This is a genomic window from Sorangium sp. So ce385 (genome assembly GCF_051474135.1).
Classification (GTDB): Bacteria; Myxococcota_A; Polyangia; order Polyangiales; family Polyangiaceae; genus Sorangium; species Sorangium cellulosum_D.
This window is the reverse complement of the sequence record NZ_CP150337.1, coordinates 787023-813612: the sequence shown is the minus strand read 5'-3', so window position 1 is coordinate 813612 and position 26590 is coordinate 787023. Positions and strand designations below refer to the sequence as shown.

Genomic DNA, 26590 nt, shown 5'->3' with positions numbered 1-26590 from the left:
GGCCCGGGCCGCTCGCGGCGTCCGTCAGGCGCGCCAGCGTGCGACTCGGGCGCGCCGCCCGGATACGATGACCGCCACGACGCCAAGGACGCCCGACGAGCCGAGGCTCGGAGTCTCTACTTCGGAGGCATCCCCGTGACCTCCTGACGGCGGAGGGTCACGGTGCGCTCGACGACGTCGGACGCGGAGAGCTGCAGGAAGATCGACTCGTCGAACCAGCCGGACCTGGACACCACGACGACCTGCATCCCCCGAGGGAGCTCGATGCTGAGCGGCGTCGTGCCGAGCATGCTGCCGTTCCAGCTCACGTTCGCGTCCGCGGGCTCGCTCCGGATCGTGACCTTGGCCTTCGCCACGTTGGGCTCGACCACCTGCTCGACCGTGGACTCGGGAGGAGGCCGCGTCGACACGACAGGCTCCACCGGCTCCGCCGGTCCCCCACGGAGCATCGCGACGGCCCCCACGGCCAGCAGCGCCACCACGCCGAGCGCGGAGGCGAGATACCCGCGCTGCCGCCACGACGAGACGCGCCCCACCGTCGCGCCCAGGCTGTCGGGGTCGACGGCTGCAGGCTCGTACTGGTGGTTCGCGGGGCTGCTGTGATCGGTGAGCACGGGCAGCGACGCCGCGGTCGCGGAGGGCCACATGGAGCGGTTCATCCCCATGACCATCGACGCGCGCGGGAACTCGCCGACCATCGAGGCGCGCTGGATGTCGCCCGCGACGTCCAGGGAGGTCAGGTACTCGAACTGCGCGGTGACCTGCTGGCGCACGAGCGCCCTGCTCTCCGCGAACATCTGGAGCACGTGCGCGCCGAGCTGCTCGGTGCGGACGTCCTCGCCCGAGCCCCGCAGGTAGCTCTCCAGCGCGTCGCCCATCTCCTGCGCGGTGGCGAACCGCTGCGCCGGATCCCGCTGGAGCGCCCGGGCCACGATCTCGTCGAGCGCCGGATCGATGTCCGGAACGACGGCGGAGAGCCGCGGGATGTCCCGCGTGAGCAGCTGGTGCATCACGGCGACATGATCGCCATCGAAGAGCCGCCGCATCGCCAGGAGCTCCCAGAGCACGATGCCGATCGCGAAGATGTCGGCCCGCCGGTCGACGTCGCCGCTCGCCATCGCCTGCTCGGGCGCGGCGTACGCCATCTTGCCCTTGAACGTCCCACTCTCGGTGTGCGCAGCGTTCAGGGACGCCTTCGCAACGCCGAAATCGACGATCTTTACCGCGCCGTCGTACGTGATGAAGATGTTGTGCGGCGAGACGTCGCGGTGCACGACGCCGAGCAGTCGGCCGTCGAAATCCGTGAGCTCATGCGCGTAGTGCAGCCCGCGCAGCGCCTCGGCGATGATCCTGACCCACACCGCGCGCGTGAAGTTCGCGGCGCCGGGACAGCTGCTGACCACCGCCCTCACGATGTCCTTGAGCGGCTGCCCCTCGAGGTACTCCATCACGATGAAGTACCCGCCGCTCTCGCCCCCGATCTCGTAGGTCTGGACGACGTTCGGGTGGTTGAGCCGCGCCGAGAGCTTGGCCTCGTCCAGGAACATCAGGACGTAGCGCGGGTCCTCCGCCATCCCGACGCGGAGACACTTCACGACAACGAGCTTGTTGAACGATCCGGGCCCGCGGGAAACGGCGAGGAACACATCCGCCATTCCCCCACGGCCTAATTTTGCAACCAGGCGGTATCGACCAAGCAAGCTATTGCTCGCTTGCTTGTTCGTCGAGATGGTTTGGCCGCCTGCATTCACGACATCCCCCGCTATAAGAGCTTAATTACCCCGTTGACCCCGAGTTTGCAAAGACTTTTATGTTTGGAAACACTCCGCGCACCTCCCGGAGCACCTCCCGGACGCGTGGCGCGCCGCTCCATCGTTCGCCGCCACACCGTGGCATTCTGGCGCAGCGCTCCATCGCGCCCGCGGGCAAACCCGGTCGAGGCAGGAAATGTCAGGGTCCTAACGAAGTGGATAGAATGTGAGCGGCTCATGTGTAGCCGTGCACACAGTGCGGTGATGTCATCTCGCCCGCCGCTCGGCAACGGCTTCCTTGTACAACAGCAGCTTCACGACCCGGAACGCAAGGGGCCCGGTCGAGCCTCGGCTCGATCGGCTTCGGCCGGCGGAGCGCCGGCGAGCCCGGAGAGCGCGTTTCCGTAATCCAGCCTACGCACTCTCGTCCGACCGCTCGGACACCGGCAGTCTCGTCGCTCCCGGCCGCGCCGGGGCTGCGCGAGCGCGCAACATCCGCCCAGCGCGGAGTCGCCTCCGCGCTGTCCGGGTCGTTCGTGGAAGGGGTCTTTACCAGGGGTCCTGCGCCCAGAACCTGCGCACGACCTCGAGCGTGGCGTCGAGCTGCTCGAAGTGGGGGAGGCCCCGCGTGGGCGCGATGCGGGCGACCTCGACGCGCGCGTTCCGCTGCTGGAGGTCGCCGAGGCGCTCGAAGCGCGAATACGGGTCTTGATCATGGACGATCAGGGTGGGGACGGGGAGGCGCGCATACAGGCGCTCGAAGGCGTCCTCCGTGAACAGGGCGCCCGAGATGAACGCGAGGGGCGCGCGGTGGGCGCCAGGCTCCTTCGACGTGCGGATGGCGTAGTCGACGAGGCCGGGATCCGGAGCGCCGACGAAGCTCTTCTTCAGGAACCAGCGAATGCTCGGCGGCGAGGCCAGCATGCGATAGAGCGCCCCGGCGACCGGGGGGACGTGCGCGATCGTCCGGAGGACGGCGCTCGCGCCGGGCGCCTCGCGGCCGAGCCCCGTCGGCGAGACGAGCACGAGGCTGTGCACGAGGCTCATCTCCTCGCAGGCGACGGCGGCGACGAACTCCGACGTGAGGGAGAGCGCGATGACGTCGGCGCCGCCAGGCTCGCGGACCACGTCCGTGAGGAAGCGGCGCACCGCGGCGCGATAGAGTTCGCGATCGTAGGCGCGGTCCGCGCGCTCCGAGAGGCCGAAGCCCGGGAGATCGAGCGCATAGACGGGCCGCTCCCCGCGGAGCGCATCGAACAGGGGAGCCATCTCCTTGGACGAGGCGGCCGCGTCGACCCCGTGCAGCAGCACCACGGGGCGCCCCGTCGCGCGCGTGTCCACGTAGTAGGCGAGGCGCCCGGCGCTCCACGTGTCGACGTGCCGGATCTCCGCGTCGAGCGCCGCCGCGAGGGGCGCGCGCTCCAGCCGGCGGAGCGCGCTCGGCACGAAGCGGAATCGATCGACGACCCCATCGAGGCTCATCGCGCGCGTCGTCATCACGTCCCCTCCACGGGGGGCATCCCCTCGTCGTCCGCGCGCTCGATATCGGCGATGCTCGCGGTCCTCGGAGCCGGCCGCGCCTCGGCGCCGCCAGCGGCGGCCCGTCGATCCTGGCCAGCCTGGCCAGCGTCGCGGCGCCCGTCGCGCTCTCCGCGCTCGGCCTGGTCCGAGACCTCCTGCGCGGCGCGCACCAGCCGCTCCAGGCGCTCCTCCTCCAGGTGATGGCGAGCCCCGTTCGGACCGCCGTGACGATCCTCGAAGCGGTGGTGCCCGTTCTCAGCATGGCCATGGGACACCATGCGATCAGCTCGAACTGTCATGCTCAGCTCCTTCCGCACCGAGTCAAAGCACGGACCGTGCCCCTGCGAACCGCAGATCCAGAGATGATCGCGGGGCCTAGAGCGGACTGAGCAGGGGCAAAGACGCCCCGAGTGTGACCTTTTGCCTCGTTCGATCCCGGCGAAGCGCAGGTCAAGGACCTTGTCACGAACGGATGAAACAGGGGTTTTCCACGATCGGTCCGGCGGACATGATCGCCAGTCGAACTCGTTATTTCAGGTCCGCCGGCGCGGAATGTCCGCACGTCCTGGAAGGTCTGGCGCGCGCAGCGCGGCGCGGCCGATCGGCGGCCGCGCCGGCGAGGGCCGAGGAGCTGCCCGGCCGCGATCCCCGGGCTCGGGAGCTCAGCCCGCGACGTCGAGCTTCCGGCCGGCGGGCTTGTTGATGTCGGCGAAGAAGTCGTTGCCCTTGTCGTCCACGACGATGAAGGCGGGGAAATCTTCGACCTCGATCTTCCAGACCGCCTCCATGCCGAGCTCGGGGTACTCGAGCACCTCGACCTTCTTGATGCAGTCCTTGGCGAGGCGCGCGGCCGGACCGCCGATCGAGCCGAGGTAGAAGCCGCCGTGCTTCTTGCACGCCGCGGTGACCGCGGGCGAGCGGTTGCCCTTGGCGAGCATGACGTAGCTGCCGCCGTTCGCCTGGAAGAGATCGACGTACGCGTCCATCCGGCCGGCCGTGGTGGGCCCGAACGAGCCGGAGGCATAGCCCGCCGGCGTCTTCGCGGGCCCCGCGTAGTAGACCATGAACTCCTGCATGTAGCTCGGCATGCCCTCGCCGCGATCGAGGCGCTCCTTGATCTTCGCGTGCGCGATGTCGCGCGCGACGATCATCGGCCCGGTCAGCGAGAGCCGCGTCCGGATCGGGTACTTCGAGAGCTCGGCGCGGATCTCGCGCATGGGGCGGCGGAGGTCGATCTTCACGACCTCGCCCCCGAGATCCGCGTCCGTGGTGTCGGGCAGGTACTTCGCGGGCTCGGCCTCGAGCTGCTCGAGGAAGATGCCCTCGCGCGTGATCTTGCCGAGCGCCTGCCGGTCCGCGGAGCACGAGACCGCGATGCCCACCGGGCACGAGGCGCCGTGCCGCGGCAGGCGGATGACCCGCACGTCATGGCAGAAGTACTTGCCCCCGAACTGGGCGCCGATCCCGGTCCGCTGCGCGATCTCGAGGACCTTCTGCTCGAGATCGCGGTCGCGGAAGCCGCGGCCGCGCGCGTTGCCCTCGGCCGGGAGCGTGTCGAGGTAGCGCGCCGAGGCGAGCTTCGCGACCTTGAGCGTGTGCTCGGCCGAGGTGCCGCCGACGACGATGGCGAGGTGGTACGGCGGGCACGCCGCCGTGCCGAGCGCGCGGATCTTGGCCTCGACGAAGGAGAGCAGGCTCTCGGGGTTCAGGAGCGCCTTGGTCTCCTGGTAGAGATAGCTCTTGTTCGCGGAGCCGCCGCCCTTCGCCATGAACAGGAATTTGTAGGCGTCGCCGTCCGTCGCGAAGATCTCGATCTGCGCAGGGAGGTTGTCGTTCGTGTTGACCTCCTTGTACATGTCGAGCGGCGCGAGCTGCGAGTAGCGGAGGTTCTGCGCGCGGTAGGTCTCGAAGACGCCGCGCGCGATCGCCGCCTCGTCGCCGCCGCCCGTGAAGACGAGCTGGCCCTTCTTGCCCATGACGATGGCCGTGCCGGTGTCCTGGCACGACGGGAGCACGCCCCCCGCGGCGATGCTCGCGTTCTTGAGGAGCTCGAGCGCGACGAAGCGATCGTTCGACGAGGCCTCGGGATCGCCGAGGATGCGCGCGAGCTGCGCGAGGTGGCCGGGCCGGAGGAGGTGGGCGATGTCGCGCATGGCCTCGCGCGCGAGCAGGGTGAGCCCCTCCGGCTCGACCTTGAGGAAGGTCGAGCCGGCGGCCTCGAAGGTGGAGACATGGTCGCGGCTGACGAGGCGGTACGGCGTCTCGTCATGCCCGATGGGCAGCATGTCCTGGTACTGGAATTCGGTCATCGTTCGGGTCTCCGGGGGCAGGGAGGCTGCGGGTCCCCCCTTCTTTGCATGGCTCCGGCCCCGGGCTCAACACCCGCCCAGCGCCGGCCGCCTCACGCGGGCAGCTCGCGCACGGTGTCGTCGAGGAGGGCCGAAATCGACCGCAGGAGCGGCTCCCGGGCGCTCCGCAGGAAGAAGTGCCCGCCGGGGAACATCTCGACCCGGAACGCCCCGCGCGTGTGCTCGCGCCAGGCTTCGAGCTCGGCGCGGCCCGCGCGCTCGTCCTCGAGGCCGCCGAAGGCGGAGATCGGGCAGCCGAGCGGGGGCTCGGGGACGAACGGCTCCACCTCGTTGACCGCCACGTCCGCGCGGAGCGTGGGCAGGAAGAGCGCCAGGAGCTCCGGCTCGCGCAGCACCTCGTCGGGCGTGCCGCCCATGCGGCGGATCCAGTCCAGGAACTCGCGATCGGGCAGGCCGTGGAGCGGCGCCGGGCCGGGCAGGTGGGGCGCGCGCCGGCCCGACAAGAAGAGGTGGCGCGGCAAGGGGGCGCCCCTCCGGCGCAGCTCGCGCGCGAGCTCGAAGCTCACCAGCGCGCCGAGGCTGTGGCCGTAGAAGGCGAACGGCTTCGCGAGCCAGCGCTCGATCCCGGTGGCGAGGGCCTGGACGAGCGGGGTGAGGCGATCGAACGGCGGCTCGCTCAGGCGCGCCTCCCGGCCGGGGAGCTTGATCGCGCAGACCTCGGTGTGCGCGGGGAGCTCGCGCCACCAGGCGCTGTAGATCGATGAGCCGCCGCCGGCGTAGGGGAAGCAGAAGAGGCGAAGCCGGGCACCGGGGTTCGGCCGCGGGCAGCCGACCCACGTGTCGGAGGTTGAGCTCGTGGTCATCGTGCGGCGCTCAGCGTAGCTCGCCGCCGCCGCGCCCGCCCCCTACCATTTGCTGCCGAGGGCGACGCGGATGGTGGCGACCTTCCCCTGGTCCAGGCCGAAGCCGAGATCGTCGTCCAGCGCGACCAGCGCGCCGACCCGGGTGAAGGAGCCCTTCACGAGCGGCTCCCAGTCGATGAACGGCTCCGCCGCCAGCTGGGCGGAGTTGCTCGAGGAGAGGGGGAACGCGGCCTGGAGGCGCATGCCGATGCCGAAGTTGCCGAACGGGCGAAACGCGATCTCGTTGCCCTGCTCGATGACGGTCTTCGTGAAATCCCCTGCACGGGTCGGCATGAAGAACTGAGTCGCGACGTCGTGGGTGAGGAACAGGATCTTCCCGAAGTGGATCTCGGTCCCCACGCGCGCCCGGAGGGCCCAGTGTCCGAGCAGCACGCGCTGCGCGTCGAAGTAGGCCCGCGCCGGGAAATTCGCCACCGCCGCGACCTCGAGGCGCGAGCCCGGGTGCGGATGGAGCGGGATCGTCAGGCTCATGCCGCCGAACAGCGCGAGGTTCGGCAGCGCGTTGCCAGCGTAATGCAGGCCGAACGTGGGGTTACCGAAGAAGAAATGGCTGTGCTCGCCTTCGCTCCAGAATCGCTTGCCGAACAGGTCCGTGTCCTGGCGGCCCGAGACGTCGCCGTAGACGAACGGTATCTCCGCGTCGAGGTGGAGCCCCGCGACGATCTGGTACTGCGCGGCGGCGGTGATCGCGATGCCGAGCCGATCGGACTCCTCGAGCCTGGCCTCGTCGGGGCCCGGGCGCACCTCGACGATCTGCTTCTGGTACGACGAGCTGAGGACGTCGACCTCGAACCCGAACCGGCCTCCCTGGCTCTTCGCCCAACGCTCCTTCGTCTTGTCCGTGACGGGCTGCCGCGAAGGCGGCGGCTCCTGCGCCAGCGCGGGCGCGGCCAGGGAGAGCATGAGGAACAGGGTGCCAAGAGACGCTTTGGTCGTGCTCACCTGGTGTCTCCCATCTCGTTCTCGACGCGCGGGCTCTGAGGGCGATGAACCACCTTGTCGCACTGTGCCGCCGCATCGCACGGGAGAGGCCCCATGACCGCGGCGCTCGCTCGGATCCATGCAGCCCGAGCGCCCTGGATGCAAGCTTTTTGACCGCCGCGACCCTGCGACGCCCTGCGTCGCGCGGCCCCGCCGGAGCGCGCGCCGGCCGCGCGGCGCAGGGCCGGCGGAGCGCCGTGGGTCACCGCCGGCGCCGCGCCGCGCGGCCGCCGGCGCGGGGCGCCCGGCTCACTGCGGCTCGCAGTAGCCGAAGTTGCACTTCGGCGCGTCCGACGGGCAATCCGCGTCGCTGTCGCAAGGCGCGCAGTCGGCGCTGCCGCCGGCGACGGCGTCGAAGTAACACCAGCACGAGCGCGTCGGCATGAACGACGCGAGCGGCCCCATCTCCTCGGTGCGCCGCACCCGCATGGCGCACTCGGGGACGACGTCGTGCTGCGCCTCGAGCTTGATGAGATCGAGCCCCGCCGGCGGCTGCTTCCTGCCGGTGAGATAGTCGATCACCAGCGCCGCGCCGTCGCTCAACGGAGCTCCGGTGTTGATGTTGACCCGCGTGAGGAAATGGAGAGGCCCCCAGATCGCGTAATGGCCGTCTCTGACGTTGCGCTTGTCGCGCTTCAGAGGATCGGAGTCGGGGTAATAGCCGCAGCGCTGGTCGTAGTGCTGGTAAGCGAGCACCTTGAGCAGCGAGGCGCTCTCGCTCGCCACGTTGGCGCCGAGGACGCCGATCGTGCGCTCCGCGTCGGTCGAGAACGCGACGCTGCTCCTCATGTCGTCGCTCGACTCGGTCGGCGCCCCGAGCCAGCGCGACGCGGGGACGCCGATCGCCGCCGCCATCATCTGCTGCGTGCCGGAGCCGGCGTTGCGCTGGAAGATGAACCGCTCGTCGACCCAGGGCGCGACGCCGGAGCCCTGGCCGAACCCGTACACGAAGTACGCGGCCTCGGCGCTGATCGACGCCTGCGTCGACGCGTTGGGCACGACGAAGGTCATCGGCTGGATGGGGCCGGTGAAGTCGCTGATCGTGCTCGAGGTCGTGAAGGCGGCGTCGCAGGTCGTCGCGAACACGTCGGAGACCGCGACGTCGATCGGGCTCCCGTCCGGACCGGCGTCGCAGCGGAGCTCGGTGTCCGCGTCCCAGTGGCTCAGGCCGGCGCCCGAGAGCGGCGCGCCCTCGAAGAAGGCGGCGACCCCGGAGCACGAGCCCTGCCCCTGATAGACGACCGAGATGGGGGGCGTCGACGCGCTGAGCACCTTCGCGAGCTCGGCGAGGAACGGCTTCACCGCGCTCGATCCGGTGACGTAGACCGGGAAGGGCAGCGAGGAGCACGGCACGGCCTGCGCCGCCGACGGCGACGCGACGGCCAAGGCGGCGCCGAGCAGCGCCGCAGCAGGCAAGTGGATCGGGCAAGACCGGAACATCCCGTCGCGCATCATCGTCGGTCCGCGTCCGCGGCGTGGGTCAGCGACCCCCGCTCGCGCCTGGCTCCGGCAGCGGGGGGAGCCCGCCGTCGCGGAGGTTCTTGAGCCTCGCGTTGTCGAACGGCCGGCACGCCGCGTCGGTGCAAGCGTTGAGGAGCTGCTCGTTCGTCGTCGGCGCGCAGCTGTAGCAGCCGTCGTCGCCGTCGCACCCGACCGGCGGGACGCCGTCCGCGGGCACGCAGACGCGCCCGCCCGGGTCGCAGCGGGCGCCGGGGAACCGCGCGCAGTCGGCGTCCGTCGCGCACTGCCGATCCCGGCGCTCGACGAGCACCGAGCACGAGGCGAGCGCGGCGAGCGCGAGCGCCGCGCAGAGGCCGGCGCGGAGCGCGCGCGAAGGCCGCGTGGGGCTCCGCCGGTGCGCGCTGGAAGGCCTTCGTTGCATGCGCGCGCGGCCCTAGAAGGCGCCGAGGAGCCGGAGGGACGACGGAGCGACCGCGGCCCGGATCGAGGGCGAGGCGGCGCGGGCTCCGCCGGGGCGCTCCGAGCCGCCGGCGACGGTGAGGTAGAGCGCGACCCCGCCGACGACCACGGCGGCGCCCGCGAGCAGATCGGCGGTGAGCGCGAGCGTCGCGGTCCGGGTGCGCGCGCGCTCGATCGCGCGGGGGTCGCCCGGGAAGGCGCCGAGCTCGGCGTCGAGCTCGCCCGACGCGCCGAGCGCGAGGACCCCGGTCACCGCCGCGCCCGCGGCGAGGGCGCCGGTCGCGATCCAGGGCAGGACGGGCGCGCCCCGCTCCCGGCGAGGAGCGCGGTCGCCCACGGCGCCGGGCCGCTCCGGCGGCGGGGGCGCGGCGAGGCGGGGGCCGGCGCTCGCGGCCGGCTGGGCCTGCGCGTCGGGGATCTCGAGCCGGAGCTCGACGTGATCGCCGCCGGCGACGTCGATGACCCGCGTGACGGCCGGGCGGCCCGCCGCCGTGGCGACGATGCGCCGCCGCCCGGCGCTGAGCAGCAGCGGCTCGGCGAGCGGCGTCCTGCCCACCGGGACGTCGTCGACGGCGATCTCCACGCCGGGCGCCGAGGTCGAGAGCGCGACGGTCGCGACGCGGCCCCGCAGCACGGCGATGTCCCGCTCGACCTCGGCCCGCCGGTCGGCCGCGATCTGCGCGCCGCCGTCGGCCAGGTACCGCTCGAAGGCGCGCAGCGCGCAGGCGTAGTCCCTGAGCTGGTAACACGCCCCCGCGACGTTGTAGAGCACCTGGTACGCAGGCGCGAGCGCGTAGGCGCGGCGGAACTCCGTGAGCGCGGCGCCGTAGTCGGCCTCCTTGTAGAGCTCGACGCCGCGCCGGAAGCGCGCGTCGGCCTCGGCGGTCTCGTCGGCGGGCCCGGCGAGCGCGCCGCCCGGAAGGCCGGAGACGATCGCCGCGGCGGCGAGGGCGAGGGCGCGCGAGGTCGTCATCGGGCGTAGGGGCTCTCCAGGTCGATGCGTCGCCCCGGCTTCTCGCCGCCGCGCGGCAGGACCGGCGGCGTCGCCGCCGGGGCGGGGGTCGAGGCGGGCGCGATCGCCGGCGTGCTCCGGGCGATCGGCGCCGGCTTTCCTCGCGGCGCGCCCGGATCGCGCTCCAGCGCGAGCTTCACGACGAGATCGCTCTTCGCCGTGATCGTCTCCTCCTGCGCCAGGAAACCCGGCGCCTCGGCGCGGACGACGTGCTCGCGCCCGTCCTTGACGAGCTGGCCCTGATAATCGCCGCGCGACAGCGGCGCTCCGTCGAGGAACAGCCGCGCCTCCGCGGGCGAGACACGGACCACGAGGCGCACCTCCTCTTGCGGCGGGGCCGGCGGCGGAGGAGGCGCGTCCACGGGAGGAGCGGTGAGCGCCTGGAGGGGGCCGGCCGGCGCCGCGCGAGGCGGCGGACGCAGGATGCCGGCCGTCACGACGCCCGCGGCGAGGAGGAAGGTGATCGCGATCGCGGCGATCAGCCGGCTCGAGCGCGAGGCGGGCTCGCCGCGCCCGGTTTGCCCGGTTCGCCGGGTCTGCCCCGTCTCGGTCGAGCTCACCGCGGGCGGCGTCGAGCTCGCGTCCGAGGGGCTGAACGCCGCGGGCGCCGTCAAGGTCGGCGTCATCGACGCCGGACCGGCGCCGATCTTCGGCAGATCCGAGAGGGTGACCTTCCCGTAGCTGCCGGACCAGCGCACGTCGCGCAGCTGCTCCTCGACGAGCTGCTGGATGCGCGCGCGGTCGTCCGCGAACCGGCTCGCCACGAACGCGCCGACCTCGCGCGCGCTCATCCCGTGGTGATGCTCGCGGAGCCAGCGCTCGAGATCCGCGTGCAGCTCGGCCGCGGTGGCGTACCGGTCCCCGGGCGCGTGCGCGAGCGCCTTGCGGCAGATCCGCTCGAGCTCGGGATCGACGTCGGGCGCGGCGACGCGCAGGTCCGGGAGCTCGCCCAGGCCGAGCCGCCCGAGGATGGCGAGGTCGTTGTAGCCCTTCCACATGCGCCGCCGCGCGATCGCCTCCCAGAGGATGACGCCGACGGAGAAGACGTCAGAGCGCCGGTCCACGCGCTCGCCGCGCGATTGCTCCGGCGACATATAGGCCACCTTGCCCTTGAGCATGCCGGCGCGCGTCTGGGACAGCGAGTCGGCCGCCTTCGCGATCCCGAAATCGACCACCTTGATGACGCCGTCGTAGGTGACGAAGATGTTCTGCGGGCTCGCGTCGCGGTGGACCACGTGAATGGGCGTGCCGTCGAAATCGCGCAGCTCGTGCGCGTGATGGAGCCCGGCGAGCGCGTCGGTCAGGATCCGCACCTGAACGGGGAGCGACAGATCGGTCAACCCCACGCGGGCGCGGAGCTGGCTGAGCGGCTGGCCGTCGAGGTACTCCATGGCGATGAAGAGCCGCTCGCCGTCCTCGCCCACCTCGTACGTCTGCACGACGTTGGGGTGATTGAGCCGGGCCGCGAGCCGCGCCTCGTCGAGGAACATGGCGAGGATCTCGGCGTCCTCGCACAGCTCGGCCCGCGCCCGCTTGAGGACGACCAGCTTGTTGAAGCCGGCCGGCCCCCGGGCGACCGCGAGGCAGACGTCGGCCATCCCGCCCCTGCCGATCTCGGCGATCGGGCGGTACTTGCGCCAACCTTGGGGGTCGCTGGGAGCGCTCATTCGACCTAGGCCGGCCCATCCACGAGGGAAAAGCCAGGCCCGAGGATGCGCTCAGCCTGTTACTTGCAGGCAAACGCCGGGTGACGTTCGCGCGAACGCCGCCGCGCGGGGCGCGGGCTCGCCCCGCCGCGCTCGCGGGCGGTCAGCGCTGGCCGCGCGCCGCGCCGGACCGGCGCTCTAGCCGCGCGGCGAGGTCGCGGCGCTCCTGCGACTCCGCGCCTCCGCGCGCGCGCAGCGCGAGCGCGAGCACGCGCGGGAGATCGAGCGCCTCGCCGCGCGCGCGCATCTCCGAATACGATCGCTCGTAATCGCGGGGCACCCGCAGCGACCAGTTGTGATCGCCGATGGTCCCGGGAGCATTGTAGATCTCCTTCACCCCGAGCAGATCGGAGAAGAAGACCATCACGTTCGACGCCTGGCTCGCGAAGAGGTCGGCGAACTTGGCCTGCGCGAGCGCGCGCGGATCGGACGCGAGCGCGCGCGCCATCGCGCCCTCCTCGGCCGGCGAGGGCGCGAGCCGGCCGGCGAGGTACGCGGCCTGCCGCTCGAGCGCGGAGGAGCGCGCCCACGCGTCGAGGAGCCGCCAGAGCGGCGGCGTGTCGTGCGTGCCCACCATGATCCAGTCGGAGGGCGCGGCGTTCTCGCTGCGATAGACGTCCTTCGGGTTGTCGAGATCGGCCTTCTGCGTGACCCGGAAGCGCCCGAGCCCGTGCCGCTCGAGGACCGCCTTGAGCGGGTACGGGAGCGTGCTCAGGACCTCGCACACGATGTCGGTGGTGGCGCGGCCGCGCGCCTCCGCGCAGCTCGCGATGGTGTCGAAGATCACGCTGTATCGCCCCACCTGCTCCGGCGTCAGCGCGGAGACCCAGTCGTCCGCGTACCGGGGCACGGCGCGGTTCAGCTGGGCGGGAGAGACGATCGCATAGCGGGCGAGCAGCGGGTGGTCCGGCAGGTCGGGCGACGAGAAGAGGCGCGCCCCGCCCTGGACCGCGCGCAGCGGATCGGGGGCGTCGGCGGCGTAGACCCACGGGCAGACGAGGCCGTGCGGGTGATCGAGGCGCACCCCGTCGAACTCGTCGAACATCTTCTCCATCCGCGCGCGCACGAGGGCGAGCGCGCCGGAGGAGCCGTCCGTGTACTGCGCCGGATCCAGGACAGGGTAGTTCCACACCTGACCTTCCGGGTTGGTGCGGCTCGGCGGCGCCCCCATCAGATAGCCCTTCAGGAACACCGATTGATGCGCCCAGGCGTCCTGAGGCGAATAGCCGATCTGCAGATCGCCGTAGAGCTTGAGCCCGAGCTCGCCCGTCACCGTCCGGAGCGCCGCGTGCTGCTCGTGCGCGAGGAGCTGGCAGAAGGCGTAAACCTCGAGCTCGTCGCGGTACCGATCGAGGAGCTCTCGCCTGCGCTCCTCGCAGGCGACCACCTCGCCAGGGCCGGGCGCGAAGAGGCGGCGATCCAGCGCCGGCTCGCCCGACCAGCCGTGAAACCAGCCGCTCTGGTGCTCCTCGCAGAGGGGGCCGTAGAGCCCGTCGCGCTCGAGCCACGCCGCGTTCCGCTTCCTGAACGCGTCGAGCCGCTCGGCGAGCGCCCCGAGCTCGCCGCGCCTCCGCCGGTCGACGAACGACGCGTACGCCTCACGGAGCGCGGCGCGCTGCGCGCGGTAGGCATAGCGGTGCAGCGCGCGCCCCTCGCTGCCGGCCGGCCGCTCGGCCACGATCCTCCGCACCGACTCGGGGCGCAGGAGCGCGCCGAAGGGGCCGTCCTCCGCGAGCCGGGCGAGCGCGATCGACAGCGTGCTCCGCGAGAAGATGGTGCCGTCGTACGGGGACGCGTTGTCGGCCGAGGTCTCCCCCTGGGGCCCGAGCTGGATGCCGTTGAACCCGAGATCGCGCGCGAACCGGAGGAACCGGCGCCCGCCCTCGGTATACGGGGACCCGCGCCCGGTGTCCTCGTCGTCGTTCGAGGGAAAGCTCGGATCGTGGATCGCGAGCACCAGGTTGCGGATGCCCAAGAGCTGCAATGCGGCCCGGACGAGCCCCCGCTCGTCCTCGTCCGCTCGCGCCTGGGCCTCTGCCACGTCGCCCCTGTCGTTCCCGGCGTCCTTCATCGCGGTAGGTATAGCGATGAAGGGATCGGCCCGCCAAGACGCGAAATCATGGACAGATCGCCCTCGGTGGTTGGATGAAATCGATGTCCGGCGAAACCCGAGTACGGCTGTCAGGCCCCGAGGCGCGTGCCCGCCGCGACTCCCGTGGTCGCGCCCGCGGCCTCCGCCGTCGGGAGCGTGAAGAAGAACGTGCTCCCCTCGCCCACCTTGCTCTCGACCCAGATCCGCCCGCCGTGCACCTCGACGAGCGCCTTCGCGATCGAGAGGCCGAGCCCCGTGCCCTTGTGCGCGGTCTCCTTCGCCTGCCAGTAACGCTCGAAGATCCTCGCCCGCTGGTCCTCCGGGATGCCCGGGCCGGTGTCGCGCACCGACACGCGCACCTCCCTGCCCCACGGCTCGGCGCGGACCGCGACCTCGCCGCCGGCGGGCGTGAACTTGATCGCGTTGCCGACGATGTTCGCGATCACCTGCAGGATCCGCTCGCGATCGCAGAGCGCCCGCTCGACGCCGAGCTCGACGCCGAGCTCCAGGCGCAGCGACTTCTCCGCCGCCTCCTCGCGCAGGAGCTCCAGGGCGTCGCCCAGGAGGACGGCGACGTCGTGCGGCACCGGCTGGACCGAGATGTGGCCGCCTTCGAGCTTCGCCAGGTCGAGCAGATCGCGGATGAGGCGGTTCATGCGATCGGCCGACTTCTGGATGCGCTCGACCGGGCGCCGCAGCTCGGCCGCCTCGTCCGAGCTCGGCAGCTTCCGGCGCAGGAGGCTCGTGTTCATGACGATGGTCGCGAGCGGGCTCTTGAGATCGTGCGACACCACCGCGACGAGCTCCTCCCGCGCCCGGATCGCCCGCTGCGCGCTCTCGTAGAGCCGCGCGTTGTCGATCGCCAGCGCGGCCCGCCGCCCGAGATCCTCCGCGAGCGCGCGGTCCTCCACGCCGTACGGCAGGTCGTCGCGGCCCGAGGCGATGGTGAGCACGCCGAGCATCGTGCCGCGCGTGACGAGCGGCACGGAGATGTAGCGCTGGAGGCCGAGCTCCCGGAGGAGCGCCTCGCTGGCGGACACCGGCGGCTCGCCGTCGTACGCGGCGCGATCGCCCTCGGGGGCAGGCGCGCCCGCGATCTCGCAGAGCACCGCCTCGCCCGTCTGCAGCACGCGCGAGACGCCGGCCGGGAGGACCGAGTCCATCGGCGTCTGGCCCTGCAAGAGGCGCGCGAGCTCGCTCTTCTGGGGGTCGGCGTGGACGACGACCGCGCGCCGGAGCATCGCCTCGCGCTCGATGATGTCGACCATGCACCAGTCCGCGACGAACGGGACCGGCAGCCGCGCGACGCGGACCAGCGTGGCCTCGTAGTTGAGCGAGCTGGAGAGCAGCCGGCTCGCCTCCGAGAGGAACGCGGCGCGGCGCTGCGCCGCCTCCGCCGCCGCGCGCCCCGCCTCCGCAGCGGCGAGGTGCCGCGCCCGCTCGCGCTCGTTCTCGATCATGCGCGCGTAGAGCAGGCGGTGCACGAGCGCCGTGCGGAAGGTCGACGCGAGCCTGCGCATCATGCCCCGGTACCGCGGCGCGAACGGGGGCTCGCCCTCGAAGCACAGGATGAGGCTGGAGGCGCCGCTGTCGCCCTGCCCCTCCAGCGAGAAGTGCCACGTGACGAGCCCGGGCCGCGCGAGCTCCGGGTACGGCAAGCGGAGGCCCGCGCCCTCGCCCACAGGCGCGCCGGCCGCGGCGGGCGGGCGCGGCGGGATGGGCAGCGCGCGCGAGCTCGCCGAGAGCCCCGCGGCGTCGAGGAGCCGCGGGGCGAGGGGCGTCGGCTCGACGAGCACGAGCACCGCGATGCAGCTCAGCCGCTCGGCGAGCCGCTCGAGGAAGATCGCCATCGACTGGCGCGGATCGAAGAGGTCGAGCGCGGCGACCGTGAGCTCCTGGAGGACGCTGAGCAGCGCCAGCCGCTCCTCCTGGATCTCGTGATCTTCGCCGCTCGCCATGACGGGGCTCCAGCCGCTCCGGGGCTCAGGCCCCCAGCGCGAGCACGACGGCGGTCTTGTTGTGGAACTGCGGCACCCCCCGGCCCAGCGTGCCCACCTCCCCGAACGTCAGGCACCCCATCACCGGGACGCTCTGGCCGAGCTCGCTCTCGAAGGTGGTCAGCTCGTCGCGCACCGTGTCGCCGAGCATCATGCACCGCGAGATGCAGTCGAACACGAAGGCGCCGGCGATCGGCCCGGAGACCGCGTCGCGCGCCGTGATCGCGGCCTCGCGCGCGGCGCCGACGAGGCCGATGGGGTCGCCCTCCATGACGCGGATGAGGCACCCGTCCGGGACCTCGCCGACGCAGTAGAGCCCGCCGGGGGAGACCACGCGCAGCGGGTCGCGGATGACGTGCTCGCCGTCGGCCTGCGGGATGCCGAGCGGGTGGGTCATGGCGAAGGTGGCAAAGCCGTCGAGGTTGACCTGATGGCCCTTCGCCCGGGCGGTGCGCTGGTAGACCGAGAAGGCGCCCTCGTACTCGAGCTCCGCGAGGACCGTGCCCTCGGCGCGGGTGACCATCGTCGGCGGGCCATAGGGGCGGAAGCCGTGGCGGATGCCGGTCGCCATGCGCGCCGGCGAGTCGATCGCGACCACGACCACGCTGTCCGAGTAGGCGCGGCCGCCCGCGAACTGCGCGGTGCGCACGAAGCGGAGGTTGTCGCCCGCGCCGCCGCCGGCCCAGACAACGCCCGTGCCGCCGACCTCGACCGCGCCGCGCACGACGTCGGCCGCGTTGCCCGTGAGCGCGTCCGGCAGCACGATGAGCGCGCGGCTCCACCCCGCCGGAACGGACGGCGGGAACCCCTCGAGCGCGCGCGAGGCGGCGAGCACGCCGGCGCGCCGCCCGTCCTGGCTCACCGGCTGCGCGACCCCGACGCCGACGCGCACGGTCTCCGAGAAGACGAGCCCCACGACGAGCCCCTGCCGGAGAAGGCGGCTGCCCGCGAAGACCCCGGCCGTACAGCACCCCGCCCACGGGACGCCGGGCAGCTCGCTCGTCGTGGCCGCAGCGAGCGCGTCAGCGTCGTATTGATCCGTCGACAGGACGAGCGCAAACGCGGGTCGCGCTGCGGAATGGGCGTGACCGGCGTGACCGGCGTGACCGGCGTGACCGGCGTGTTCGGAGCGCGCCGACTCGCGGAGCGCCGCGGCCACGGCCTCCGAGGCAGCCTTCTTTGGATCCGCCGTGGAGCTCGCGCCGACAAATACCTGTGTCGCCATGTTCTCTTCCCCCCCTCGGAATGTAGGCACTCGCGTTATACTGGAGATTCATCCGAACGTCACGGCGCGCGCATTCTCCTGTGATGTCGTCCGTACAGGGCGCTCCCGCTCGTCGAGCGACTCGCGATTTTCCCGGCGTGACGACCTCGAAATGAAGCGCCGGGCAGAGCCACGGCGGGCCTGCGAGGAGGAGACCTGCTGGGGAGACAGAGGTGCCCGGGACCGAGGGAGCAGAATCCTTATCCTTCAATACGACCACGTCCCCTGCAAGCTCGTCGGGCACGGCGGACACACCCGAGTCGATTGCACAGAAGCAACCGAGGCCGCGCCGCGCGCACCGGACAACGCAGCGCACCACACGAGCAACGTGGATTGCAGACCACGCTCGACGTCGCCTCGATGCCCAAGGCGGAATTGCGGCGCCTCGTCGCCCTGCGAGAGCGACCGGACGAGGTGTGCCCACCTCCCAGCGAGGGGCGGTCAGCGCGGGATACCGGAGATGGGATGATCGGGGCGGCTCAGGGATCCGCCCACAACAGCGCGTACGTCAGGGGGTGCCAGAACCCGCCGCGTGCCGTCCCCGGAGCAGCCCCGATGGCCACGAGCACGAGCCCTTGACCGTCGGAGACGTCGTCCGCCGGCACATCGCTGTTCGCCAGGATCTCGCGCATCGGCACCGAGGACGTCACCGTCGCCGAGAGCGGCTCGTAGGTCTCGATCTCGACCTCCTCGAGCGCGCCGAGGTCGCCGCGCGAGAGGCCGACGAACGGAGGGAACGGCGAGATCGCGCCGTACGAGAGGTCCTGCGCGACGGGCACCGCGCTCACGTCCGCGCGCCCGGGCGCGAGCCGCACGTTGACCGGCGGCGCCGCCGCGCTCGCATGGGCGACCTGCAAGCTCAGCCTGCCGAAGCTCGTCTGCCGCGACATGGCGACCGCCACGAGGCCGGCGGTCGGCGTGTCGGCCGTGTAGGCGTCGCCGCAGCCCTGCTTCTCCCTGGCGTGCGTGTGTCCCTCGCCGCCGAGGCAGCCGGTCGCGACGAGGAGGAGGCTCTTCTCCTCGGCGAACACCGGCGCCGGCACCACGGGGAGCCCCGCGGCGACGATCGGGGCGGCGGGCTCCGCGGCGAGCGCGAGGATCTCGGCGCAATCGAGCCCCTCCGTCGCGCCGAGGTCGCCGGCGATCACGTGCGCGCGCACGCTCGCCCCCTCGGGGATCGCCGCGCCGAGCGGCTCGATCGCCCGGGACCGGGCGAAGCCGAGGCCCGCGCCTTCGCCCGGCCAGGGCGCCACGCCGGCGCCGGTGCCGTCGGGGTAGGCGAGGAAGCAGAAGCGGACCGCGTCGTGATCGGCGACGCCGTTCACCACGGTGAGCCTGGTCGGCCCCGGCGGCTCGACGACGCCGCCGCCGCCCGCCCCCGTGGTGGTCGCGCTGCTCGAGGTCGATCCCGGGCCGCCGCCGGCGCCGGACGTGCTCGCCGCGCTCGGCGGATCCCGGCCGAGGAGGTCGTGGTCCTGCGTGCAGCCGGGTCCGCCGAGCGCGGCGAGCAGGATCCCCCCGAAGCAGGCACAGCCGATCGAGACAACACGGTGCAGCACGCTGGGAGCTTACCGTGCTAGGCGGGGTCGATGCGGGTCCATCTCACCGCGACTGCCGCCGCCGCCGTCCGCCGCGGCCACCCGTGGGTGTACCGAGACGGCATCGCGGGCGGCGGCGGGCGCGCGGCCGGCGCCGGGGATCGCCGGCGCGGGGAGCGCGCGCCTCGCGCCGGCGGCGCCGCCGCCGGCGCGACGGGCGACGTCGTCGAGCTGTCGGCCGAGGGCGCGCCGTTCCTCGGGCGGGGGCTCTGGGACGCCGACGCGCCGATCGCCGTCCGCGTCTTCCAGCGCGCGCAGGCGCCGGCGCTCGACGAGCGCGCCATCGCGGAGCGGCTCGAGCGCGCCTTCGCCCTGCGCGACGGCTGGTTCGACGGCCGCGACACGACGGCCTACCGCCTGTGCAACGGCGAGGGGGACCGGGTTCCCTCGCTGGTCATCGATCGGTACGAGCGCGTCGCGGTGGTCCGCCTCGACGGCGGCATGCTCGCGCCGTGGCTCGACCGCCTGCTCCCGCACCTCGCCCGCGCGCTCGGCGCCCGCGGCGTGCGCTCGATCGGCCTGCGCGCCCGCGGGGAGGCTACGGGCGTGGACGCGGACGGCAAGAAGCTCGCGCACCTGCACGGGCCGCCGCTGCCCGATCGCCTCTTCGTGCGGGAGACGGGGGTCGCGATGGAGGTCGATCTCGCGCGCGGGCAGAAAACGGGGGCGTTCCTCGACCAGCGCGACAACCGCGCGCGGGTGCGCGCGCTCGCGGCCGGGCGCCGGCGCGTGCTCAACCTGTTCAGCTACGCGGGCGGCTTCTCGGTGGCCGCTGCGCTCGGCGGCGCGGTGCGGGTCACCTCGGTGGACTCGGCGCCGGCCGCGCACGCGACCGCGCAGCGCACGTTCCGTGAGAACGGCGTCGATCCCGCGGCGCACGACTTCGTGACGGCGGACGCGTTCGACTTCCTCGAGAAGGCCCGCGCCCGCGGCGATCGGTACGATCTCATCATCTCCGATCCGCCGAGCTTCGCGCCGAGCGAGCGCGCCAAGCCGCGCGCGCTCGGCGCCTACCGGCGGCTGCACACCGCGGTCGCGCGCGTGCTCGATCGCGGCGGCGTGCTGTGCGCGGCGTCGTGCTCGAGCCACATCACGGCCGAGGACTTCCTGGCGACGCTCGACGACGCCACCCTGGAGCGGGACGATCTGCGGGTGCGGGCGATCCACGGACAGCCGGAGGACCACCCGACGCTGCCGGCGTGGTGGGAGGGGCGGTACCTCAAGTTCGTGGTGCTGGAGTGAGCGTTGCGGAGCGCCGGAAGCAGCTGGGACTTTCATGACCGGCAAGAGCTGCGGGCAATGAAAGCCATCATGTGAATTTCGTGACGATTCCACGAGGTCAGACGTAAGGCCGCGCAGCATCACGGATTTCAACGGGAGAGCGCTTGGCGAGCTACTCCATCGGCGGCAAGATGGGCGCCCTCGGCTCGAGAGGTGCGCCCATGTCGAAGCGTCGGTGGTTCCACAGCAGCGGCGTGCGTCGCTCGGGAAACGTGATCCACGTCAGCCCGACGCTGATGTGGGAGCTGTCGTGGGTGCGGAAGATGGGCCTCGAGGACATCGACTGGGACCCGGAGCGCTACTGCGCGTGCTGCATGGCGGAGCGGGCCGCCCGCGGAGAGGCCGTCGAGGATCTCGCGCCGCCGTCGAAGGCGCGGCCCAACGTCTTCGTGCGGGACGATGACGTGCACGCCGCGCCGTCCGGCTGCCCGCCACGGAGCGCCAGCGGGAGCGGCGCCATGCCGCGGCACCTGAAGCTCGTGCGAGCGCCGCGGCCGGAGCCCGAGGGGACGTGATCGAGGGCTGCCGCACCAACGGCACCCTTTCAGGGAACGGACGCACCCCTCCCGTCCCGCGCGGAGCGCGGGACTTGGGAGGGGCGGACCGCGCGCAGGCCCGAAGGGCCGAGCACGGGCCGGGGGTGGGCATCTGTCATTGCCCTGCTGCTCTGTTCCGAATCCGTCGAAGGAGAGATCCGGAGTCGTTCAGATAGGGAATCTCGCGAAGCCCCAGTCAGCACAGGCCACCCCTCCACACGAGGTGCCTCGCTCCTCGCTCGCCGGTGCGCCCTCGCGCTATCCCCTCACCGACGCGCGCCGACCCAGCAGGAAGGCCGCCAGCGCCTCCGCCTTGGGCACGAGCGTCGCCACCTCGATGAGCTCGTCCTTCGTGTGAAAGCCGCTGCCCCGCGGCCCCAGACCGTCGATGGACGGGATCCCGATCTCGGCCGTCGAGCTCGCGTCGGAGCCGCCGCCGATGAGCGGCGCCTCGGCGTCGCCGAGCCCCGCCGCCCGCGCGCAGGCCGCGTACTCCCGGCAAAGCGCCGCGCTCGCCTCCGTCCGCACGAGCGGCGACCGCGCGACCTCGCCGTCCACGCGCACCGAGGTGCCAGGCACCTCGAGCGCCGCCTCGCGCGCCGCCGCGGCGAGCGCAGCGAGGATCGCCTCGCCGTCCGCGAGGCTCACGAAGCGGAAATCGACCGCCGCCTCCGCCGCGTCGGGCACCGTGTTCCTCCCCTGCCCGCCGCTCACCTTGCCGACGTTGACCGTGACGCCCCGCGCGTAGTCGGTGAGCCGCTGCGCCCCGTCGATGAAGCGGGCGAGCGCCCAGATGGCGTTCGCGCCCTGCTCGTGCGCGTTGCCGGCGTGCGCCGCCTTGCCCGTCGCCCGCACCGTCACCCCCCCGGTGCCCCTGCGCGCGGTGATGATCCTGTCCCCCTCGCGCCCCGCCTCGAACACGAGCGCGCACGCCGCGCCCGCGAGCTCGCGCTGCAGCAGCGGGCGACCCTCGGGCGACCCGACCTCCTCGTCCGACACGATCGCGAGCCGCACCGGGATCTCCGCCAGCGCGCCGATCCGCTCGAGCGCCCTGAGCGCCTCGATCGCCACCACCAGCCCGCCCTTCATGTCGAGCACGCCGGGCCCGCGCGCGAGCTCCCCGTCCAGGCGGAAGCCCTCGAAGACGCCCGGGGGAAACACCGTGTCGAGGTGCCCGACGAGGGCGACGTGACCCGCCGGCGACGCCTTCGCCGCCTCGCTCTCCACCACCCAGTGCGCCGCGAACCGCGCGCTCGGGAACCGGCGCACGGACAGGCCGGAAATCGTCGCGAGCTCGTCGGCGAGGACCTCGCCCACCGCGTCGCCGCCGCGCGGGTTGTCCGTGAACGAGTTGAGGTTCACGAGCCGCTCGAGGAGCGCGAGCATCGGCGCCGTGCGGCTGGACAGCGCCTGTCGAAGGGCCTGGATCACCGCGCCAGCATGCCACGGAAGCCCCGGCGCCGCCGCGGCGCGGAGGCCAGCGCGCGCAGGGGCCCGGCGACCTCTGCCCCGCCCGCTGCAGAAGTGGTACGTGTCCGCCCATGAACCGTCCCAGAGCAACGCGGAGGCGCCCGTGACAGCGTCGGAAGGCCCGCTCGTCATCAAGCTCGGCGGCGAGGTCGTGGGCAGCCCGGCCCTCGCCGTCCTCGCCAGCGATCTCGCGGCGCTCACCCGCGCCGGCGCGCGCGCGGTCGTCGTCCACGGCGGCGGTGCGCAGGCGACCCGGCTGCAGGAGCGCCTCGGCATCCCCGTCCGGCAGGTCGCTGGCCAGCGCGTCACCGACGCGGACACGCTCGACGTCATGAAGATGGTCGTCGCCGGCAAGCTCAACGTCGACCTCTGCGCCGCGCTCCTCGCCGCGGGCGCGCGGCCCGTCGGGCTCCACGGCGCGAGCGGGCCCGCCCTCTCCGCGGTCAAGCGCCCGCCCCAGGTCTACCGGAGCGCCGGCCCCGATCCGGTGGACCTCGGCCTCGTCGGCGACATCACGGGCGTCGACCGCGGGCTCCTCGAGCTGCTCGGGCGCGGCGGCTACGTGCCCGTGCTCGCCTGCCTCGGCGCCGCCACGGACGGGCAGGTCTACAACATCAACGCCGACACCGTCGCCAACCGCGTCGCCATCGAGCTCGGCGCCGCGGGGCTCTTCCTCGTGAGCGACGTGCCGGGCGTGCTGCGCGACGTCTCGGACCCCGCCTCGCGCATCCCGAGCCTCACCGTCGCCGAGGGGCGCGCGCTCATCGCGAGCGGCGCCGTCACGCGCGGGATGATCCCGAAGCTCGAGGAGTCGTTCGCCGCGCTCGCGGAGGGCGTCCGCCGCATCCACATCGTGGGGCGGCTCCGCCCGGGCGATCTCGAGCGAGAGGCGAGCGCGCCCGGGTCGATCGGCACCGTGCTCGTCCCCTGAGGACCGGGCGGCCTCGCCCCGGCCGGCCGCGCGCCGTATGCTCCTCGCCTCCTCGATGATGGATGCCGTCCGCTCCGCGATCTCGTTCGTGCAGGCGCATCGCGAGCAGATCGCGATCGGGGTGGGCGTGGGCGCCGCCAGCTTCGTCGCGGGCACGGCGCTGGTCGCGTTCGTGCTCGTCCGCCTGCCCGAGGACTACCTGCAGAAGCAGGAGGACGAGCCGTTCCTGCCAGGGCGCCCCGCCTGGATGCGCGTGTCGGCGCGCGTCGGGAAGAACCTGCTCGGCGTCGTCGCCGTGGCGCTCGGGATCCTGCTCTCGCTGCCCGGCATTCCGGGCCCGGGCGCGCTGGTGATCCTGATCGGCGTGATGCTCCTCGACATCCCCGGCAAGCGGCGGCTGGAGCGGCGGCTCCTCGGGGCGCCGAAAATGCGGTCGGTCGCCGATCGCGTGCGCGCCCGCTTCGGCCGCCCGCCGCTGCGCGTTCAGCCGGACTCGCGCCGCTCGTCACCCGGCAAGGCCTGAGCGCTCGCTTCGCCCGGCGAGCCCTCGGCGGCGGCCGGCAGGCCCGGAGCGGCCGACAGGCCCGCGGCGGCGGGCAGGCCCGGCGCGCCCGCCTCGACCGGCGCGCCCTGTGCGCCGGCGGCCGCCGTCGCGGCCGCCGGCCCGCCCCGACGGGCCCCCGCGCGCAGCCGGAAGTGCCAGGCGAAGAGCACCGCCGCGAGCGCGAGCGCGAGCCCCGCCGAGACCCACTCGCGCGGCGCGAGCAGGATGCAGCCGGCCAGGAAGGCGCAGGCCGCGAGCGCAAGGCGCTCTTCCGCGTCGGGCATCGGGGGCACCTCCCCTCCCCGTTACCGCCCCGCGCCGCGCGCATCAAGCGCGCCGCGCCGCCGCCGCGTGAGCCCCCGCGCATCGAGCACGCCGCGCCGCCGCCGCGCGAGGCGCCCAGGGCCCCGGCGCGCCCGCGCGTCGCGACCCTGGTCGCCTCGTGCGGCGCCCGCGCGGTTGCGGTAGGTAGGGACCGACAGCGGCGAGCGCTCCGCTCGCGCAGCACCGACCTCGACGCCTTATGAACGCAAACGACGATCGCGACGAGCGCGGGCCCGAGGGCGCGCTCCGGGACGAGGACACCAGCGGGAGCCACGCGGCCGGCCGGAAGGCCGCCGCCGAGGGGAGCTCCGGCGGAGGCGAGGGCGCGCCCGCGGGCGGCGCCGCGCGCGACGAGGAGCAGAGCGGCGCCGCGGCGGACGACGGCGCCGCGGCGGACGACGGCGACGCAGACAGCGACGCCGACGGCGAGCCGGAGGCGGCTCCCCCCGCGCGCGGGCCATCGATGTGGGACATCCTCCGGGACAGCTTCTTCACGTTCGACCGGCGGACGCTCGGCTTCACGCGCATCCTGCTCGGCTTCTTCCTGATCGGCGACCTGTTCCGCCGCACGTGGGCGTGGAACGACATGTTCGCGGACATCGGCGTCCTGCCGAACCACGTGAACCTCTGGCGCCCGCAGGGCAGCGGGAACTTCTCGCTCGTCAACGCCTTCTCCACGCCGGGCGAGCTCGCGGTCCTCTGGGTCGTGATCTTCGCGACCTACGTCTGCCTGCTCATCGGCTGGAAGACGAAGCTCATGCAGGTGCTCTCGCTCGTGTTCGTCACGAGCATGAACGGGCGCGTCCTGCTCATCGAGAACGGCGGCTACGTCGTCCACAACCTGCTCCTGCTCTGGACGTGCTTCCTGCCGCTGGGCGATCGCTTCTCGCTCGACGCGCTCCTCGCGTCGATGAAGCGGAGCCGCGAGCGGACCGCCGACGATCTCAACGATCGCACCGGCCTCGACGACCCGCTCAAGCCGAACGACTTCGTGACCCTCGTCGGGCCCATCCTGCTGATCCAGATCGCGGCGATCTACTTCTTCAACGTGGTGCACAAGACCGGCCCCGCCTGGAAGAACGGGACCGCGATCCACTACGTGCTCTACGTCGACCGGATGGTGACGCCCATCGTGGCGGACATCCGCGACTACGCGCCGAACTTCGTCATCCTGTTCATGACGAAGATGGTGATCGCGTTCGAGGCGGCGATGCCGGTGTGCCTCCTCTCGCCGCTCGGCCGCGTGTGGGCGCGGCGGCTCGCGCTCGTGATGATGAACGTGCTGCACGTCGGCTTCGGCACGACGTTCGTGCTGGGGCCGTTCGCGTGGGCGCTCTGCGTGTTCTCGACGCTCCTCTTCGGCCGCGAGGACTGGGAGATCGCCGCGCGCACGATGCGGCGCGCGCACCGGGCCCGCGTCGTGCTGTTCGACCCGCGGTCGCCGGGCGCCCTCCTCGCCTGCCGCGTGCTGAAGCGGATGGACCGGTTCGGGCTGCTGACGTTCGAGGCGTCGAGCTCCGCGGCGCACGGGCTCGCCGCGCGGCGCCCCGACGGCAAGGCGGTCGAGGGCGCCTCGGCGCTGGCGGACGTCGTCGCGGCGATCCCGCTCGGCCCCGCGGTCGCGTGGGCGCTCCGCCTGCCGCTCGTGCGCGACGCGGTCACGGCGGCGATGGCGGCGGCGCACCGCCGCAGCCTGGGCCGGACGCTCGGCGTGCGGGCCCCGGAGCGCTCGGAGGTCGCGCCCCCGCCGGCGCCGCTCCGGCTCGCCGGCCGGAAGGCGCTCGTCGCGTTGCGCGAGGTCGGCGCGCTCGTGATGTTCGTCGGCGCCGTGAACCAGGCGGCGGTCGAGCTCTGGGTCATCAAGAACCGCTGGAAGGTGCCGCACCCCGAAGAGACGCGGGTCCTCGCGCAGAAGCTCCGGTTCCTCCAGGGCTGGTTCATGTTCTCGCCCAACCCGGTGATGGACGACGGGACGATCGTCGTCGACGCCGTCACGGTCGACGGCCGCCACATCGATCCTTTCACGGGCAAGCCGCCGAACTTCGATCTCCTGAACGCGAAGAGCTTCGCGTACACCCAGATCTGGTGCGACTACTTCGCCCGCATCAAGCTGCCGGCGAACACCTCGTACCGCGACGCGATGAAGGAGTACATGTACCGCTACCCCGAGCGCACGGGGCGGCCCGAGGACGCGATCGTCTCGGGGGACGTGTACTGGGTGAAGGACTGGAACCCGAAGTGGGGGAGCACCCAGAGCTACGGGGAGGAGCGCGAGCGGCTCTTCTCCTTCCAGAACCCGAAGGCCCAGGCGCGCGCGCAGGCCGAGCCGCCCGGCGAGCCCGCGCAGACGGACCAGAGCCCGGCTAACTAGGCCTCGCTCGCGGCGCAGGCCCTCGGCGCGCCGCGCACGCAGGGGGCCCCCTCCGAGGG

At 73.0% G+C, this 26590-nt stretch carries 21 protein-coding genes; 5 read left to right on the top strand and 16 right to left on the bottom strand.

Going from position 1 to position 26590, the window contains the following annotated elements; all coding sequences use genetic code 11:
• Positions 1-116: 116 nt before the first annotated feature.
• The 14 genes from WME83_RS03085 to WME83_RS03020 form a co-directional block, all read right to left on the bottom strand.
• A complete protein-coding gene (locus tag WME83_RS03085; protein ID WP_437317769.1) occupies positions 117-1751 on the bottom strand; it encodes a serine/threonine protein kinase in 1635 nt (544 codons plus the stop codon).
• Positions 1752-2300: 549 nt separating this feature from the next.
• Complete coding sequence (locus WME83_RS03080; RefSeq protein WP_437321956.1) at positions 2301-3248, bottom strand: alpha/beta fold hydrolase; 948 nt, start codon at positions 3246-3248, stop codon at positions 2301-2303.
• Positions 3248-3571: a hypothetical protein gene (locus tag WME83_RS03075; RefSeq protein ID WP_437317768.1), complete on the bottom strand. Its 324-nt coding sequence runs from the start codon at positions 3569-3571 to the stop codon at positions 3248-3250. Before WME83_RS03075 ends, WME83_RS03080 begins: the two co-directional genes overlap by 1 nt.
• A gap of 363 nt (positions 3572-3934) precedes the next feature.
• Positions 3935-5581: a fumarate hydratase gene (locus WME83_RS03070; RefSeq protein ID WP_437317767.1), complete on the bottom strand. Its 1647-nt coding sequence runs from the start codon at positions 5579-5581 to the stop codon at positions 3935-3937.
• 92 nt (positions 5582-5673) lie between these two features.
• Positions 5674-6444: a thioesterase II family protein gene (locus WME83_RS03065; protein ID WP_437317766.1), complete on the bottom strand. Its 771-nt coding sequence runs from the start codon at positions 6442-6444 to the stop codon at positions 5674-5676.
• A gap of 42 nt (positions 6445-6486) precedes the next feature.
• The gene (locus tag WME83_RS03060; protein WP_437317765.1) at positions 6487-7446 is read right to left on the bottom strand and encodes a hypothetical protein; all 960 of its coding nucleotides are present in this window, start codon (positions 7444-7446) and stop codon (positions 6487-6489) included.
• A 288-nt stretch (positions 7447-7734) separates the two neighbouring features.
• A complete protein-coding gene (locus WME83_RS03055; RefSeq protein WP_437317764.1) occupies positions 7735-8925 on the bottom strand; it encodes a substrate-binding domain-containing protein in 1191 nt (396 codons plus the stop codon).
• Between the two features lie 40 nt (positions 8926-8965).
• Entirely contained in the window at positions 8966-9367 is a 402-nt protein-coding gene (locus WME83_RS03050; protein WP_437317763.1) for a hypothetical protein, read from the bottom strand.
• Between the two features lie 12 nt (positions 9368-9379).
• On the bottom strand, positions 9380-10378 hold the full coding sequence (locus WME83_RS03045) for a hypothetical protein (protein WP_437317762.1): 999 nt from the start codon (positions 10376-10378) through the stop codon (positions 9380-9382).
• The gene (locus WME83_RS03040) at positions 10375-12084 is read right to left on the bottom strand and encodes a serine/threonine protein kinase (RefSeq protein WP_437317761.1); all 1710 of its coding nucleotides are present in this window, start codon (positions 12082-12084) and stop codon (positions 10375-10377) included. Before WME83_RS03040 ends, WME83_RS03045 begins: the two co-directional genes overlap by 4 nt.
• A gap of 142 nt (positions 12085-12226) precedes the next feature.
• A complete protein-coding gene (locus WME83_RS03035; protein WP_437317760.1) occupies positions 12227-14194 on the bottom strand; it encodes a 4-alpha-glucanotransferase in 1968 nt (655 codons plus the stop codon).
• Positions 14195-14304: 110 nt separating this feature from the next.
• Positions 14305-16173 (bottom strand): GAF domain-containing sensor histidine kinase, encoded by a 1869-nt coding sequence (locus WME83_RS03030; RefSeq protein ID WP_437317759.1) that lies wholly within the window; start codon positions 16171-16173, stop codon positions 14305-14307.
• Between the two features lie 25 nt (positions 16174-16198).
• Positions 16199-17437 (bottom strand): FIST signal transduction protein, encoded by a 1239-nt coding sequence (locus WME83_RS03025; protein ID WP_437317758.1) that lies wholly within the window; start codon positions 17435-17437, stop codon positions 16199-16201.
• Positions 17438-17955: 518 nt separating this feature from the next.
• A complete protein-coding gene (locus WME83_RS03020; RefSeq protein WP_437317757.1) occupies positions 17956-19035 on the bottom strand; it encodes a hypothetical protein in 1080 nt (359 codons plus the stop codon).
• A 30-nt stretch (positions 19036-19065) separates the two neighbouring features.
• On the opposite strand from WME83_RS03020, the gene WME83_RS03015 reads away from it, so the two are divergent.
• Positions 19066-20316, top strand: coding sequence for a class I SAM-dependent rRNA methyltransferase (locus tag WME83_RS03015; protein WP_437317756.1), 1251 nt, complete (start codon positions 19066-19068; stop codon positions 20314-20316).
• 200 nt (positions 20317-20516) lie between these two features.
• Positions 20517-20870 carry a hypothetical protein gene (locus tag WME83_RS03010; RefSeq protein WP_437317755.1) on the top strand — a complete coding sequence of 118 codons (354 nt, stop codon included), beginning with the start codon at positions 20517-20519 and terminating at the stop codon, positions 20868-20870.
• Between the two features lie 279 nt (positions 20871-21149).
• Here WME83_RS03010 and WME83_RS03005 read toward each other — a convergent pair whose 3' ends face one another.
• Entirely contained in the window at positions 21150-22322 is a 1173-nt protein-coding gene (locus tag WME83_RS03005; protein WP_437317754.1) for a M20 family metallopeptidase, read from the bottom strand.
• Between the two features lie 142 nt (positions 22323-22464).
• Between WME83_RS03005 and argB the strand changes: the two genes are divergently transcribed.
• Both argB and WME83_RS02995 read left to right on the top strand, forming a co-directional pair.
• Complete coding sequence (gene argB / locus WME83_RS03000) at positions 22465-23292, top strand: acetylglutamate kinase (RefSeq protein WP_437317753.1); 828 nt, start codon at positions 22465-22467, stop codon at positions 23290-23292.
• A gap of 55 nt (positions 23293-23347) precedes the next feature.
• Positions 23348-23815: a hypothetical protein gene (locus WME83_RS02995; protein ID WP_437317752.1), complete on the top strand. Its 468-nt coding sequence runs from the start codon at positions 23348-23350 to the stop codon at positions 23813-23815.
• Here WME83_RS02995 and WME83_RS02990 read toward each other — a convergent pair.
• Positions 23776-24120, bottom strand: a complete 345-nt coding sequence (locus WME83_RS02990) for a hypothetical protein (protein ID WP_437317751.1) — start codon at positions 24118-24120, stop codon at positions 23776-23778. The genes WME83_RS02995 and WME83_RS02990 overlap by 40 nt on opposite strands.
• 239 nt (positions 24121-24359) lie before the next feature.
• Here WME83_RS02990 and WME83_RS02985 point away from each other — a divergent pair, with 239 nt between their 5' ends.
• The gene (locus WME83_RS02985; protein ID WP_437317750.1) at positions 24360-26531 is read left to right on the top strand and encodes a hypothetical protein; all 2172 of its coding nucleotides are present in this window, start codon (positions 24360-24362) and stop codon (positions 26529-26531) included.
• Positions 26532-26590 lie beyond the last annotated feature (59 nt).

Bases quoted from the DNA above. Each gene is read 5' to 3' on its own strand.
- WME83_RS03030 (WP_437317759.1), bottom strand. From the start codon at position 16,173: ATGGCGAGCGGCGAAGATCACGAGATCCAGGAGGAGCGGCTGGCGCTG.
- WME83_RS03035 (WP_437317760.1), bottom strand. From the start codon at position 14,194: ATGAAGGACGCCGGGAACGACAGGGGCGACGTGGCAGAGGCCCAGGCG.
- WME83_RS03045 (WP_437317762.1), bottom strand. From the start codon at position 10,378: ATGACGACCTCGCGCGCCCTCGCCCTCGCCGCCGCGGCGATCGTCTCC.
- WME83_RS03015 (WP_437317756.1), top strand. From the start codon at position 19,066: ATGCGGGTCCATCTCACCGCGACTGCCGCCGCCGCCGTCCGCCGCGGC.
- WME83_RS03080 (WP_437321956.1), bottom strand. From the start codon at position 3,248: ATGACGACGCGCGCGATGAGCCTCGATGGGGTCGTCGATCGATTCCGC.
- WME83_RS03040 (WP_437317761.1), bottom strand. From the start codon at position 12,084: ATGAGCGCTCCCAGCGACCCCCAAGGTTGGCGCAAGTACCGCCCGATC.
- WME83_RS02995 (WP_437317752.1), top strand. From the start codon at position 23,348: ATGATGGATGCCGTCCGCTCCGCGATCTCGTTCGTGCAGGCGCATCGC.
- WME83_RS03055 (WP_437317764.1), bottom strand. From the start codon at position 8,925: ATGTTCCGGTCTTGCCCGATCCACTTGCCTGCTGCGGCGCTGCTCGGC.
- WME83_RS03065 (WP_437317766.1), bottom strand. From the start codon at position 6,444: ATGACCACGAGCTCAACCTCCGACACGTGGGTCGGCTGCCCGCGGCCG.
- WME83_RS03070 (WP_437317767.1), bottom strand. From the start codon at position 5,581: ATGACCGAATTCCAGTACCAGGACATGCTGCCCATCGGGCATGACGAG.
- WME83_RS03025 (WP_437317758.1), bottom strand. From the start codon at position 17,437: ATGGCGACACAGGTATTTGTCGGCGCGAGCTCCACGGCGGATCCAAAG.
- WME83_RS02990 (WP_437317751.1), bottom strand. From the start codon at position 24,120: ATGCCCGACGCGGAAGAGCGCCTTGCGCTCGCGGCCTGCGCCTTCCTG.
- WME83_RS03050 (WP_437317763.1), bottom strand. From the start codon at position 9,367: ATGCAACGAAGGCCTTCCAGCGCGCACCGGCGGAGCCCCACGCGGCCT.
- WME83_RS03075 (WP_437317768.1), bottom strand. From the start codon at position 3,571: ATGACAGTTCGAGCTGATCGCATGGTGTCCCATGGCCATGCTGAGAAC.
- WME83_RS03010 (WP_437317755.1), top strand. From the start codon at position 20,517: ATGTCGAAGCGTCGGTGGTTCCACAGCAGCGGCGTGCGTCGCTCGGGA.
- WME83_RS02985 (WP_437317750.1), top strand. From the start codon at position 24,360: ATGAACGCAAACGACGATCGCGACGAGCGCGGGCCCGAGGGCGCGCTC.